We start from the raw sequence: 12,354 nt of genomic DNA on the forward strand, positions 1-12,354 counted from the left end.
TCAGCAGGTACGACGGACAATTCAGCCGATCTTCAAGCCTTCGGACACGGTGAGCCTTCCGATCAGCGCGAACACCGCGTCCAGCACGATCGCGAGCAGCGCCACCAGGAGCGCGCCGGTGAACATCTGCGGGAAGTCGCGGAGCTTCAGCCCGTCGACCACGTAGCGGCCGAGGCCGCCGAGCGACACCAGCGCGGCGATCGTCGCGGTCGAGACGATCTGCAGGGTGGCGCTCCGGATGCCGGAGATGATCAGCGGCAGCCCGATCGGGATCTCCACCTTGGTCAGGATCTCGCGTCCGGTCATCCCCATCCCCCGCGCGGCGTCGATCGTGGCCGGATCGACACCGGACAGACCGGCGTACGTCGAGGCCAGGATCGGCGGGATGCCCAGGGCGACCAGCGCGATCAGCACCGGCAGGAAGCCGATGTGGTTGGTCAGCAGTACGGCGATCATCAGCAGACCGAGGCTCGGCAGGGCGCGGGCGGCGTTGCCGAGGTTGATCGCCAGGAACGCTCCGCGCCGTGTGTGCCCGATCCGCAATCCGATCGGTAGCGCGATCACCACGGAGAGTCCGAGGGCGGCAAACGTGTACCAGAGGTGCTGGAGGATCCGCGCCCAGATTCCCTCGTTGCCGGACCAGTTGAACGAGTCGGTCAGGTACTCCCACATGTCACGCCACCTCCGCCACGGGCGTCGAAACCCGCGCCCAAGGAGTCAGAACCCGTTGCAACGACACCAGGATCAGGTCCGCGACCAGCGCCAGGGCCAGCGACAGCACGACCCCGACCACGACCGGCGTCAGGAAGTCCTTCTGGAAGCCCAGCGTGAACAGCTCGCCCAGACCGCCGATCCCGATCACGGCGCCGACGCTCACCATCGAGATGTTCGCGACGGTGACCACGCGCAGCCCGGTGAAGATCACCGGTACGGCGATCGGCAGGTCGACCGCGATCAGCCGGTGCATCGACCCGTACCCGACCGCGATCGCGGACTGCCGGACGTCGGGTGGCACGGAACGGAGTCCGTCGATCACGTTCCGGATCAGCAGCGACACCGTATAGATGGTCAGCGCGACGATGATGTTGATCGTCGCGAGCACCTTGGTGCCGAGGATCGCCGGGATCACGATGAACAGTGCGATCGACGGCAGTGAGTACAGCAGCCCACCGAACGCGATCAGCGGATTCGCCAACCAGGAGTAGCGCGTGGCGACGTACCCCAACGGCACCGAGATGATCAGCCCGAGGATCACCGGGACGATCGCCAGGTACAGATGCTCGCGCAACGCCTCCCAGATCAGCCCGAGGTTGTCACCGATCCATGTCATGGGGCCTCCCGGTCTGGACTGAGGAGCGCAAGGAGCGAAGCGACTGGAGCGACGAGGGAAGACCGGGAGGCCCCATGACCGCCGCGCCGGAGGCGTGGCATCAGTACAGTCATGACCGGAGCGCTTCCGCGACCGTTGACTGGTCGATGACGCCGATGGCCTTCCCGTCGTCGTCGACGCAGATGCCACAGCCGGTCGGAGACGTCAGTACTGCGTCCAGCGCCGCGCGCAACGAATCGCCGCGCTTGAACACCGCGCCGAGCGGCAGCAGCTCCCCGGACCCGTTCTTCCAGCCGACGGGTACGCCGTCCTTCAACGCGAGCCCGTCCGGCACCGGCTGCACGGGCAGCTCCTCGGGATGCACGAACGTCAGGGCACGGTAACCGCGATCCTGACCGACGAACCCGCGAACGAAGTCGTCGGCCGGCTCGCCGAGCAGCTCGGCCGGCGGCGCGAACTGGGCCAGCTTCCCGCCGACCTGCAGTACTGCGACGTTGTCGCCGAGCTTGATCGCCTCGTCGATGTCGTGGGTGACGAACACGATCGTCTTGCCGATGTCGCGCTGCAGCCGGAGCAGCTCCTCCTGCAACTGGTGGCGGACGATCGGGTCGACGGCGCTGAACGGCTCGTCCATCAACATGACCGCCGGATCGGCCGCGAGCGCCCGCGCGACGCCGACTCGTTGCTGCTGGCCACCGGACAGCTGGGCCGGATACCGCTCGGCCAGCTTGATGTCCAGGCCGACGCGTTCGAGCAGCTCCATCGCCGTACCGTGCGCCTTGCGCTTGTCCCAGCCGAGCAGCTTCGGGACGGTGGCGACGTTGTCGACAACGGTCTTGTGCGGGAACAGGCCGGCGTTCTGGATCACGTACCCGATCCCCCGGCGCAGCGTGACCGCATCCTTGCCGTTGATGTCCTCGCCGTCGATCGAGATCGTCCCGCTGGTCCGCTCGATCGTGCGATTGATCATCCGCAGCGACGTGGTCTTGCCACAGCCGGACGGACCGACGAACACGGTGATCTGGTTGCTAGGGATCCGCAGGGACAACTTGTCGACGGCGACGGTGCCGTCCGGATACTGCTTGGTGACGTCCTCGAACTCGATCATGGCGCCCTTTCGCGCTGGTCGTCGGTCGCCCGAAAGACCCTAGCGGAACGAGAGACCGAAACCACGCGGTCGCACGGATTCTCGCTCCTTGGAAATGTGCACCGTAGCACTACAGATTGCCGCGGTCGCACACAGTTAGCCTTCCCGCATCGGGATCCGCACGCCCCGCTGGCCGGCAACCTCGACAGCCTTCTCGTAGCCCGCGTCGACGTGGCGGATCACACCCATCGCCGGGTCGTTGGTGAGCACCCGCTCCAGCTTCTGCCGGGCCAGATCGGTGCCATCGGCAACGGACACCTGGCCGGCATGGATGGACCGGCCGATGCCGACGCCGCCGCCGTGGTGGATCGACACCCACGACGCACCGCTGGACACGTTCACCATCGCGTTCAGCAACGGCCAGTCCGCGATCGCGTCCGAGCCGTCCAGCATCCCTTCGGTCTCCCGGTACGGCGAAGCCACGCTGCCGGTGTCCAGGTGATCGCGACCGATGACGATCGGCGCCTCGAGCTCGCCGGAGGCAACCATCTCGTTGAACCGTAGACCGGCCTTGTCCCGCTCGCCCTGCCCGAGCCAGCAGATCCGGGCCGGCAGCCCCTGGAACGCGACCCGCTCGCCGGCCATCTTGATCCACCGGGTCAGGTGCTCGTTGTCAGGGAACAGATCCAGGATCGCCTGGTCGGTCTTCGCGATGTCGGCCGGGTTGCCGGACAGCGCGGCCCACCGGAACGGGCCCTTGCCCTCACAGAACAGCGGCCGGATGTAGGCCGGCACGAAGCCCGGGAAATCGAAGGCCCGGTTGAAGCCGGCCTTCCGCGCTTCGTCGCGGATCGAGTTGCCGTAGTCGAACACCTCGGCGCCCGCGTCCTGGAAGCCGACCATCGCGGCCACGTGGCGGGCCATCGAGGCCTGGGCGCGCTCGGTGAACCCGGCTGGGTCCTTCTCGCGAGCGGTCGTCCAGTCGTCGAAGTCGATGCCCACCGGCAGGTACATCAGCGGGTCGTGCGCCGACGTCTGGTCGGTGACGATGTCGATCGGCGCGCCCAGTTCCAGCAGCTCCGGCACGATCACCGCAGCGTTGCCCAGGACACCGATCGACAGCGGCCGGCGAGCCTTCTTCGCCTCCTCTGCCAACCGCAGCGCGTCGTCGAGGTCCTTCGCCCGGACGTCGAGGTAGCGGTGCTCGATCCGGCGGTCGATCCGGGACGAGTCGACGTCGATGCAGATCGCGACACCGTCGTTCATCGTGACGGCCAGCGGCTGCGCGCCGCCCATGCCGCCGAGTCCGGCGGTCAGCGTGACGGTGCCGGCCAGCGTGCCGCCGAAACGCTTCTCGGCAACGGCGGCGAACGTCTCGTAGGTGCCCTGCAAGATGCCCTGGGTGCCGATGTAGATCCATGACCCGGCCGTCATCTGGCCGTACATCGTGAGGCCCATCGCCTCGAGCTTGCGGAACTCCTCCCAGGTGGCCCAGTCGCCGACCAGGTTCGAGTTCGCGATCAGTACCCGCGGCGCCCACTCGTGCGTCTGCATGACGCCGACCGGCTTGCCGGACTGCACCAGCATGGTCTCGTCGTCCTTGAGCGTGGTCAGCGTGCGGACCATCGCGTCGAACGAGTTCCAGTCGCGGGCGGCCTTGCCGGAACCGCCGTACACGACGAGTTCGTCGGGGTGCTCGGCGACCTCGGGGTCGAGGTTGTTCTGCAGCATCCGCAGCGCGGCTTCCTGCTGCCAGCCGCGGGCGGTCAGGGTGGTGCCACGGGGTGCGCGCACAGGACGGGGTCCGGACATGGGTGATCCAGCCTTTCTAGTTCAGCCGACCGGTGACGGTCTCGGCAGCATCGATATAGGTGCCGTCAGCAACAAGTGCGACGGAGTGCTCGAGTTCGGGCGCGAGATGACGGTCCGTCCCCGGGCCGTCGACGTACTCGCGGAGTGCCGCGACAACCGCCGCGGTGGCCGGGGCCGGAGTCAACGGCGCGCGCAGGTCGAGCGCCCGTGCGGCGGTGAGGATCTCGATCGCCAGCACCCGCTGCAGGCCGTCGACCGCCTTGCGCAGTTTGCGTGCGGCCGACCAGCCCATCGAGACGTGGTCCTCCTGCATCGCGCTGCTCGGGATCGAGTCGACGCTGGCGGGTACGGCGAGACGCTTGAGCTCGGACACGATCGCGGCCTGGGTGTACTGCGCGATCATGTGCCCGCTGTCCACACCGGGATCGTCGGCCAGGAAGGCGTTCAGCCCGTGGTTGCGCGCGACGTCGAGGAACCGGTCGGTACGCCGTTCGCTGATGCTGGCGAGGTCGGCGACCGCGATGGCGAGGAAGTCGAGCACGTACCCGATCGGGGCACCGTGGAAGTTGCCGTTGGACTCGACCCGGCCGTCCGGCAGGACCACTGGGTTGTCGATCGCGGCCGCGAGCTCGCGGCCTGCAACCGATGCCGCGTGGGCCGCAGTGTCCCGCGCGGCGCCGTGGACCTGCGGGGAGCACCTGAGCGAGTAGGCGTCCTGCACGCGGTTGCAGTCCGGGCCGCGGTGGCTCGCGACAATCGCGCTGTCCTTGAGGATCGTGCGGAGATTGGCGGCGGCCGCGGCCTGCCCGGGATGCGGGCGCAGGGCCTGCAGGTCCTCGGCGAACACGCGGTCGGTGGCGAGCTGGGCCTCGACGCTCATCGCGGCGGCGAGGTCGGCGGTCTTGAAGAGCCGGTCGAGGTCGGCGAGCGCGAGGACCAGCATGCCGAGCATGCCGTCGGTCCCGTTGATCAGTGCCAGACCTTCCTTCTCCGCAAGGACGACCGGAGTCAGACCGTTGGCTTCCAATGCCTCGCCGGCGTCGCGAAGATTGCCGTCGGCATCGCGCACCTTGCCCTCGCCCAGGATCGCCAACGCGACGTGAGACAGCGGTGCGAGGTCCCCGGAGCAACCGAGGCTGCCGTACTCGTGCACCACCGGAGTCAGGTGCGCGTTGAGCAGACCGGCGTACGCCTGGGCCGTCTCGACCTTCACGCCGGTGCGGCCGGTGGCAAGCGTCGACAGCCGGAGCAGGGCGAGTCCGCGCACGACCTCGGTCTCCACCTCCGGGCCGGAGCCGGCCGCATGCGAGCGGATCAAGCTGCGCTGCAACTGGGCCCGCAGCTCCGGTGCGATATGCCGGGTCGCGAGCGCGCCGAACCCGGTCGAGACGCCGTAGTGCGGCGTATCCGCATGGGCCAGCGCCGCGATCGCGGCGCGTGATTTCGCGATCTCCTCCAGGGCCTGGTCGTCGATCCGTACCTGCGCGCCGTACCGCGCGACCGCGACCACCTCGGCCGGGGTCAGCGGTCCAACGCCGACAATCACCGTGTCTTCCACCCGAACATTGGACCGCGCCGGGATGCTCCTCGACAGGAGCGGCATACCAGTTTCTGTCTCGAATCTGAGACAGGAGTGGCGACCCTCGGTAGCCGTAGAGTTCCGGCATGGTGTTCGAGATCCGGACGGCGGGGCCGGAGGACGCGGCGGGGATCGCGCGAATCTGGGCCGCCACGATGCCGCAACTGGTAAAGACAGCACGGGCCATCGAGATCGAACTGCGGCACAGCCGGAGTCGCGGAGTACTGATCGCCACAGACGGTCCGGACGTGGTCGGGTACGCCAACATCTACCTGCCGCCGGCTGGTGCCGAGGCGCCGCGGGTGCGGATCACGCTCCAGGTTCCTGCTGAGCACCGGAGGCAGGGCATCGGCACGGCACTGCTGGCCTCGGTGACCGAGCGGGCGGTGGAGGTGTCGGCCGGACGATTGCTGGTCGTCGTCCGGGATGAGGCCGAATCGAAGGCGTTCGCCGCGAAGCGAGGCTTTGAGTTGGGTCGTTGGATGACGAACTCGGCCGCCGACCTGGCCGCGGCGCGAGAGCCTGTCGCTCCGCCGGACGGGCTGCGGGTGGTCAGCTACGACGAGTTGGAGTCGCGTCAGCTCTTCGACGCGGAGGTCGCGGTGCGCGACGACGACCCGAGCGGGTTGTCGGGCGGACCGCCGTACGACGAATGGGTGACGACCTCGTGGAACAACCCGGACATCCGGCGGGATCTGAGCTTCGCCGTACTGGACGGTGCCCAAGTGCTGTCGTTCGTGACGACGACCGCGGATCCGGACCGGCGGATCATCTGGTCGAACCTGACCGGGACGCTCCCATCAGCCCGCGGGCGTGGGCTGGCGAAGGTGGTGAAGTCGGTCGCGTTGGTGCGATCCCGCGACGCCGGGTTTGTGACCGCATCGACCGGTAACGACGCGGCCAACGCGCCGATGCTCGCAGTGAACAAATGGCTCGGCTACCGGGAAACGGCCGGCGCCTGGACCGCGGAGAAGGTTCTGTGAAGCGACTCGCCCTCTCGTTACTGTTCTTCCTGGTCTTGTCGGTCGCGGTCGGATTCCTCGTCTCGGGGCCCGAGTTCCTGGACTGGAGCGTCGCCGGTGGGCTGTTCGCGATCGCGGTCGCGGGCGAAGGGCTCCGGTTCTGGATGCGGCGCAGCCGCGCGAAGAAACGCGAATCGTCAGGGATCTAAGGCCGACCGGGTTACCCTGCCGTTGTGAGCGGCAACGTTCCCGCCTCGACCCGCACGCTGCGGGTACTGACGTTCCTGGCCACCCAGCCCGGTCCGGTACCGATGGAGCGCATCGCCTCCGCGGTCGGGCTGCCGCGCTCGTCGACGTACCACTTGCTGCGGGCAATGATCGACGAGGGGTTCGTCGTACATCTGCCCGAGGAGAAGCGGTACGGGCTGGGCGTCGCTGCCTTTGAGATCGGATCGGCGTATCTGCGGCACGATCCACTGGAGCGGTTGGCGCGGCCGTTGCTGGTGCAGCTGGTCCATGAGATCGGGCAGACCGCGCATCTCGGCGTACTGCATGGTCGCGAGCTGGTCTACTTGCTGAAAGAACAGCCGCCGCGGCCGGTGACGTTGGTGACCGATGTCGGCGTACGTCTGCCCGCGACACTCACCGCCTCCGGTCGTGCGTTGCTCGCTGAGCTGCCGCCGGCGCAGGTTCGCGCATTGTTTCCTACGCCCGAGTCCTTCGTGCGGCGGACTGACCATGGGCCGCAGACACTCACCCAGCTGCGGCGCTTGCTGGCCGACGAGAAACGCCAAGGCTTCGCGGTCGAGGACTCTTTCATCACGCCCGGCATGGCATCAGTCGCCAGCGCCGCCGTCGACCACGCCGGCCACCCGGCAGCTGCCATCAGCGTCACCTTCCGCACAGACGCCGTACCACCACCGGACCGCCCCCACCTGGCCCACAGAATCCGCCAAGCCGCGACCGCCCTCACCCGCCGCCTGCACGGGTAACCCCCGCGCAGCCGAGCGACAGCTCTAGGTGTGTACCGAAGAACGGGTAGTGGTGCCTAGATCGCCTCCTCCGGAGGTGATCTGAGCGGGCTGAGCCGGGCACTACCCGTTCTTCGGTACATCTAGCCGGATTCGGCGGGGTGTTCGACCTGGCGGTCGCCCCATTGGGTGAGCACGCCACGGGCGATCTCCAGGTCCTCCCGCAGGGACCGGTCGGCCAGGCTGGCCGGTAGCACGGCCAGTGCGTCGGCCAGCCAGGGACCGACGGCGGCGGGCGCCAGGTCGTCGGGGGTCAGGCCGGCCAGGCGGATCGCGCGTACGGCGGTGACGAGTTCGCAGGCGAGGACCTCGCGGAGAGCATCCAGCAACTGTGCGGTCAGTACTGCGGCCTGCGGGGCGAAGCTGGCGTGGAGCTCGGCGCCGCGCGACAACGTCGCCGTACCGAGCGTGGCGGGCTGTGCGGCCGAGCGCACCGCGGCGAGCGCGTCGTGGGCTACGTATTCGATCATCATCACACCCGAGCTCGCCTCCGCACCGCTGGCCAGGAACCGGCTGAGGCCGGTGTAGTCCGGGTCGACCAGGTTCGCCACCCGGGTGGTCGAGAGGGTCGCGACACTGTGCAGGCTGAGCCGGAGCGAGTCGAGGGCGAGCGCGATCGGCATCGCGTGCCAGTTGCCGTTGTGCAGCACGGTGTCGCCCGCGACCAGCGGGTTCTCCGCGGCGGCGTTGATGTCGATCCGCACACTGTTGCCTAAGGCATCGGAATGATCTACGGCCGGGCCGAGCACCTGCGCGAACGCCCTTAGTCCGAAGGGATCCTGGACGCGGGCCGGCCGAATCGGCAGATCATCGAGCAGTCCGCGCATCCGGCGTGCGACCCGGACCTGACCGGGCTGCGGGCGCGCCTCGTGCACGCGGACGTCGTACACCTCGGCGTTGCCGCGCAGCGCGACATGGGTGAGCGCGCCGACCAGTGGTACGACGTTGATCAGCGTGCCCGCCTCGACGTACGCGAGGCAGCACTCGGCGAGCGTGAGCGCGTTGCTGGACAGCAGCGGGAGCGCACTGGTCCCGTCGATGACGTCGCCCAGCGCGAGCCCGAGTTCGGCGAGTGGGCCGAGGTCGCCGGTCCCGATCGCGCCGCCGCGATGCAGGTCGGGCAGGTCGTCGTCGTTGAGCAGACCAACGATCGCGTCCGCCACGGCCGGGTCGAGCCCGGACCCGCCGGCGGCGAGTTGGTTGACGCGGATCAGCAGCCCGAGCCGGACCACATCCTTCGGGTACGACGTGGTGCCCGTGGTGCTGTGCGACCCGAGCAGGCGCGCGCCGTGCTCCGGGTCGGACGTGAGCACGTCGCGGTTGGCCCCGACGCCCGTGGTCCGCCCGTACACCGGCCGCCGCCTGGCCACCTCGGCCACCACCAAGGCCGACGCCGCCATCCGCTTCCGTGCGACCTCGCTCAGCCGAACCGCCGTACGCCGCTGCCCGAGCGCCACCGCTTCCAGCGGACTCAACCCGGCACCCGTCAGCTCAACCGGCTCCATCCCCACAGTGTGGAACCGCCCAGGCCTGTGGAGTAAGCGCCGCGCCTATCTCACCGTCTGAAATCCGAGACGCAGGCCCCTGGCCGTCGGCACGCCTGCGCAAACTCTGACGCATGACAGTCGAGGAAGAAGTTCGCGCCGAGGCAGCCGCGTCGGACGCCGTGCTGGTCGGCAACGACGCCGAGCTGATCGCGAACTGCTGGACCGACGACTGGGTGGCCGTCGACGCCACCGGAATCACGCCCAAGGCCGACATCATCGGCTGGATCGCGTCGCGCCGGCTGCAGCACAACAGCATGACCACTGTCGGCGGTGAGCGAATCGCCCGGGTCGGGGACACGGTTGTCCTGACCGCCCGGAAGGCGAGTTCCGGTAGCTGGGACGGGGCGTCGTACGCGACCGAAGAATGGATCAGCCAGGTCTATGTACGTGTCCACGGGCGCTGGCTGCAGGCGTTCTGCCACAAGGCTTGAGCATGCAAAACAGCCCGTCGCCTGGGCAGGCGACGGGCTGTTGGAGACCGGTTGGTCACTTCACGCCGTAGCGCTTCTTGAACTTCTCCACGCGGCCCTGGGTGTCCATCACGCGCTGCTGGCCCGTGTAGAACGGGTGACTCGCGGACGAGATCTCGACGTCGACGACCGGGTAGGTGTTCCCGTCGTGCCAGACCACGGACTCGTTGCTCTCGCGGGTCGAACCGGTGAGGAAGCTGAAGTTGCCGGACTTGTCCCGGAAGACGACCCGGCGGTAGTCGGGGTGAATGTCCTTCTTCATGCTGCGGTACTTCCTTCCAAGTAAGGGGCGAACGGGTCGGTCAGGGGGTGAACCGCTTCGTCCGCACGCATCACACAACCGTCCAGGCGGTCGGTTAATTCCCGCGGATCCAGGCCGGGCCCGGTGATCGACAGGTACGACGCGCGGTCGCCGTACTCCGGGTGCCACTCGAGGGCGGACCGCGCCTGGTGCTGCTGCCCGACCGCGGGCCACCGGTCGGCCGGAAGGTCGGCCAGCCACGGACCGAGTACGCCGATGGAGATGTTGGTGCCGAAGCTGTCCCAGCTGAGCCGGTTGCGGTGCTGCGTCGCGATCCAGATCGTGCCGCGACCGCGGGCCGACCCGGCGACCAGGTCCTCGAGGGCGTCGTACAGGCGCTCGGGGTGGAACGGCCGGTCGGACTGCCACACCACGGTCGTGACCTCGCCGTCCGCGCGCGCCGCGATCGAGCCGGGCTCGACGACGTTCCCGGGGACATGCAGCCGTACGCCGAGCAGACCGTCCGGCGTCGTCTTGATGAGCAGCCGTGGATTGATCGCCTGGACCAGCGCGGTCGGCTCCTCGCCGCTCAGCACCGCCGCATCAGCCGACTCCAGCTGCCGTACGACGACCTCGGCGATCGCACGACCGTCCTCCACGGCGGTCGGGACACCGCGGTCCCGGATCAGTTCGTCGCCGGTCAGGTCGGCGACCACGGTGGCGGAGTCGACAGTGGTGATGACCGCGTCGATCCGTAGGTCGTCGGCCGCCTCGAGCTCGGTCGCGATCGCCTGGGTGTCGCCGGCGGCGGGGACGTTCACGATCGCCGCGTCGTACCGCTCGATGGCGGCGATGCTGGAGAGCAGCTGGACGAGGGAGCCGCGCATCGCGCAGGACACGCACGGGTGGTCCATGGTGATCACGTCGCGGTCGATCACGCCGGTCGCGGTGCGGGCGATCCGGACGACGGAGCCGGCGCTCAGGCCGCTGACGTCGTACTCCACCAGGACGCCGGTCGGGCCGGCGGCAGCCAGCAGGTTCCCCGCGACGGCGCCGCGGAAGTCCTCGTCGAGGCCCGTCAGCAAGGTCACCGGCAGCATCGACTCTCCTGTCTTGTTGAAAACGATAACCACTACAAAGGATCCTCTGGACCGGAATAGCCGCCACCCCACCCGCGTTCCACTCGGTGAGGGTCACCCGCCAGGTGATCCGGGAAAGGACAGCATGGCCAAGCGCAACGACCTCCGCCCCATCATCAAGCTCCGCAGCACCGCAGGCACCGGCTTCACCTATGTAACGCGGAAGAACCGCCGGAACAATCCCGACCGGCTCATCATCCGCAAGTACGACCCGACGACCCGGTCCCATGTCGACTTCCGCGAAGAGCGGTAAACACGTCAAAGCCCTCCGCCGTAGCGGAGGGCTTTGGTCTGTCTAGAGGCGGTTGTACGCCTTCAGTGTTCGTAGTGCGCCGACGGTGACGATGCCGCGGTACTCGAGGGTGGCCGCGGGTCCCGGCGGCTCCCAGGTGATGGCCCAGCCGCCGTCGTCCTGCTGATCGGCGACCAGGCGGTCGAGGTGGGCCTCGATCTGGGCGTCGGTGAACAACTGCTTCCAGAAGCTGTCCGGCGTCGGCGCGAACTGCAGCGGCGTCACGCCGTACGACGGATCGGCGGCGTCGGCGCGGTAGTTGGCGAGCTTGGGCATCCAGTCGCGGATGCGATCGAAGTCGAGATCCCCGCTGTGCTCCAGGAACTCCAGGGCCTCGTGCATCCCGTGGGCGTCCTCGGGGAAGCCCTTCGCCAGCTCGGCCGCGGACCAGGCGCCGGCCTTCTCGCGCCACGGGTGCTCGACGCCGAGCTGGTGCAGCCGGCCGACCAGACCCGCGGTGGGGTTGATGTCGGGCTTGTAGGTCCATTCGGAGATGTGCTCGGCGCGCGGGTAGTTCTCCACCGCCGGTCCGCAGAGAGGGACCGCGCCGTCGGCCGTCGCCGTCCGGTCGAGCCAGCCGACCGCACGGCGGACCATCTCGTCGTCCCGCGCACCGGCGGCGAGCAGCGTGTCGAACGCGACCTCGACGTCGAGCGGCAGGCTGTCCGGACACCGCTTGTCCGGCTCCAGCCCCCACCCGAAGCCTCCGTCGGCATTCTGGAACCCGCGCAGCGCATCGACCACGCCCTGCGGATCAGCGCCCTCGAAGATCGTGGCGAAGAGCCGACGCTCGAGCACCCGGGCGTCCCGCCGTACAAAGTCCCGACCTGCGGTGAAGATGTCCATGCTCCGAGCCTCCCGCAG

14 protein-coding genes are annotated in these 12,354 nt (G+C 68.7%); 5 read left to right on the forward strand and 9 right to left on the reverse strand.

Annotated elements, in window-relative coordinates; genetic code table 11:
* Positions 1-21: 21 nt before the first annotated feature.
* The 5 genes from OHA18_RS12620 to hutH form a co-directional block, all read right to left on the reverse strand.
* Positions 22-672, reverse strand: coding sequence for an ABC transporter permease (locus tag OHA18_RS12620; RefSeq protein ID WP_329004235.1), 651 nt, complete (start codon positions 670-672; stop codon positions 22-24).
* Between the two features lies 1 nt (position 673).
* On the reverse strand, positions 674-1,330 hold the full coding sequence (locus OHA18_RS12625; protein ID WP_329004236.1) for an ABC transporter permease: 657 nt from the start codon (positions 1,328-1,330) through the stop codon (positions 674-676).
* A 109-nt stretch (positions 1,331-1,439) separates the two neighbouring features.
* Complete coding sequence (locus tag OHA18_RS12630) at positions 1,440-2,438, reverse strand: ABC transporter ATP-binding protein (protein ID WP_329004237.1); 999 nt, start codon at positions 2,436-2,438, stop codon at positions 1,440-1,442.
* 135 nt (positions 2,439-2,573) lie between these two features.
* Complete coding sequence (gene hutU, locus OHA18_RS12635) at positions 2,574-4,229, reverse strand: urocanate hydratase (RefSeq protein WP_329004238.1); 1,656 nt, start codon at positions 4,227-4,229, stop codon at positions 2,574-2,576.
* 16 nt (positions 4,230-4,245) lie between these two features.
* Entirely contained in the window at positions 4,246-5,832 is a 1,587-nt protein-coding gene (gene hutH / locus OHA18_RS12640; protein ID WP_329004239.1) for a histidine ammonia-lyase, read from the reverse strand.
* 62 nt (positions 5,833-5,894) lie between these two features.
* Between hutH and OHA18_RS12645 the strand changes: the two genes are divergently transcribed.
* Genes OHA18_RS12645 through OHA18_RS12655 form a run of 3 tightly spaced genes read left to right on the forward strand, consistent with a single transcriptional unit; the run spans position 5,895 to position 7,762 of the window.
* Complete coding sequence (locus OHA18_RS12645) at positions 5,895-6,791, forward strand: GNAT family N-acetyltransferase (protein ID WP_329004240.1); 897 nt, start codon at positions 5,895-5,897, stop codon at positions 6,789-6,791.
* A complete protein-coding gene (locus OHA18_RS12650; RefSeq protein WP_329004241.1) occupies positions 6,788-6,979 on the forward strand; it encodes a hypothetical protein in 192 nt (63 codons plus the stop codon). The genes OHA18_RS12645 and OHA18_RS12650 overlap by 4 nt, the downstream gene beginning before the upstream one ends.
* Positions 6,980-7,003: 24 nt before the next feature.
* On the forward strand, positions 7,004-7,762 hold the full coding sequence (locus OHA18_RS12655; protein ID WP_329004242.1) for an IclR family transcriptional regulator: 759 nt from the start codon (positions 7,004-7,006) through the stop codon (positions 7,760-7,762).
* 122 nt (positions 7,763-7,884) lie between these two features.
* On the opposite strand, the gene OHA18_RS12660 is transcribed toward OHA18_RS12655, so the two are convergent.
* Complete coding sequence (locus OHA18_RS12660; protein WP_329004243.1) at positions 7,885-9,306, reverse strand: aromatic amino acid lyase; 1,422 nt, start codon at positions 9,304-9,306, stop codon at positions 7,885-7,887.
* A 113-nt stretch (positions 9,307-9,419) separates the two neighbouring features.
* On the opposite strand from OHA18_RS12660, the gene OHA18_RS12665 reads away from it, so the two are divergent.
* On the forward strand, positions 9,420-9,779 hold the full coding sequence (locus tag OHA18_RS12665; RefSeq protein ID WP_329004244.1) for a nuclear transport factor 2 family protein: 360 nt from the start codon (positions 9,420-9,422) through the stop codon (positions 9,777-9,779).
* A 55-nt stretch (positions 9,780-9,834) separates the two neighbouring features.
* Here the strand turns inward: OHA18_RS12665 and OHA18_RS12670 are convergent, their stop codons facing one another.
* Together OHA18_RS12670 and OHA18_RS12675 are read right to left on the reverse strand one after the other, a co-directional pair.
* Entirely contained in the window at positions 9,835-10,080 is a 246-nt protein-coding gene (locus OHA18_RS12670) for a type B 50S ribosomal protein L31 (RefSeq protein ID WP_329004245.1), read from the reverse strand.
* Entirely contained in the window at positions 10,077-11,159 is a 1,083-nt protein-coding gene (locus OHA18_RS12675) for a CobW family GTP-binding protein (RefSeq protein ID WP_329004246.1), read from the reverse strand. Before OHA18_RS12675 ends, OHA18_RS12670 begins: the two co-directional genes overlap by 4 nt.
* A gap of 124 nt (positions 11,160-11,283) precedes the next feature.
* On the opposite strand from OHA18_RS12675, the gene rpmG reads away from it, so the two are divergent.
* The gene (gene rpmG / locus OHA18_RS12680; RefSeq protein ID WP_329004247.1) at positions 11,284-11,451 is read left to right on the forward strand and encodes a 50S ribosomal protein L33; all 168 of its coding nucleotides are present in this window, start codon (positions 11,284-11,286) and stop codon (positions 11,449-11,451) included.
* Positions 11,452-11,493: 42 nt separating this feature from the next.
* Here rpmG and OHA18_RS12685 read toward each other — a convergent pair whose 3' ends face one another.
* Entirely contained in the window at positions 11,494-12,336 is an 843-nt protein-coding gene (locus OHA18_RS12685) for a hypothetical protein (RefSeq protein ID WP_329004248.1), read from the reverse strand.
* Positions 12,337-12,354: the final 18 nt, after the last annotated feature.

The sequence above is a fragment of the Kribbella sp. NBC_00709 genome (genome assembly GCF_036226565.1).
Classification (GTDB): domain Bacteria; phylum Actinomycetota; class Actinomycetes; order Propionibacteriales; family Kribbellaceae; genus Kribbella.

Bases quoted from the DNA above. Each gene is read 5' to 3' on its own strand.
- OHA18_RS12620 (WP_329004235.1), bottom strand. From the start codon at position 672: ATGTGGGAGTACCTGACCGACTCGTTCAACTGGTCCGGCAACGAGGGA.
- OHA18_RS12625 (WP_329004236.1), bottom strand. From the start codon at position 1,330: ATGACATGGATCGGTGACAACCTCGGGCTGATCTGGGAGGCGTTGCGC.
- OHA18_RS12630 (WP_329004237.1), bottom strand. From the start codon at position 2,438: ATGATCGAGTTCGAGGACGTCACCAAGCAGTATCCGGACGGCACCGTC.
- hutU (WP_329004238.1), bottom strand. From the start codon at position 4,229: ATGTCCGGACCCCGTCCTGTGCGCGCACCCCGTGGCACCACCCTGACC.
- hutH (WP_329004239.1), bottom strand. From the start codon at position 5,832: ATGCCGCTCCTGTCGAGGAGCATCCCGGCGCGGTCCAATGTTCGGGTG.
- OHA18_RS12645 (WP_329004240.1), top strand. From the start codon at position 5,895: ATGGTGTTCGAGATCCGGACGGCGGGGCCGGAGGACGCGGCGGGGATC.
- OHA18_RS12660 (WP_329004243.1), bottom strand. From the start codon at position 9,306: ATGGAGCCGGTTGAGCTGACGGGTGCCGGGTTGAGTCCGCTGGAAGCG.
- OHA18_RS12665 (WP_329004244.1), top strand. From the start codon at position 9,420: ATGACAGTCGAGGAAGAAGTTCGCGCCGAGGCAGCCGCGTCGGACGCC.
- OHA18_RS12670 (WP_329004245.1), bottom strand. From the start codon at position 10,080: ATGAAGAAGGACATTCACCCCGACTACCGCCGGGTCGTCTTCCGGGAC.
- OHA18_RS12675 (WP_329004246.1), bottom strand. From the start codon at position 11,159: ATGCTGCCGGTGACCTTGCTGACGGGCCTCGACGAGGACTTCCGCGGC.
- rpmG (WP_329004247.1), top strand. From the start codon at position 11,284: ATGGCCAAGCGCAACGACCTCCGCCCCATCATCAAGCTCCGCAGCACC.
- OHA18_RS12685 (WP_329004248.1), bottom strand. From the start codon at position 12,336: ATGGACATCTTCACCGCAGGTCGGGACTTTGTACGGCGGGACGCCCGG.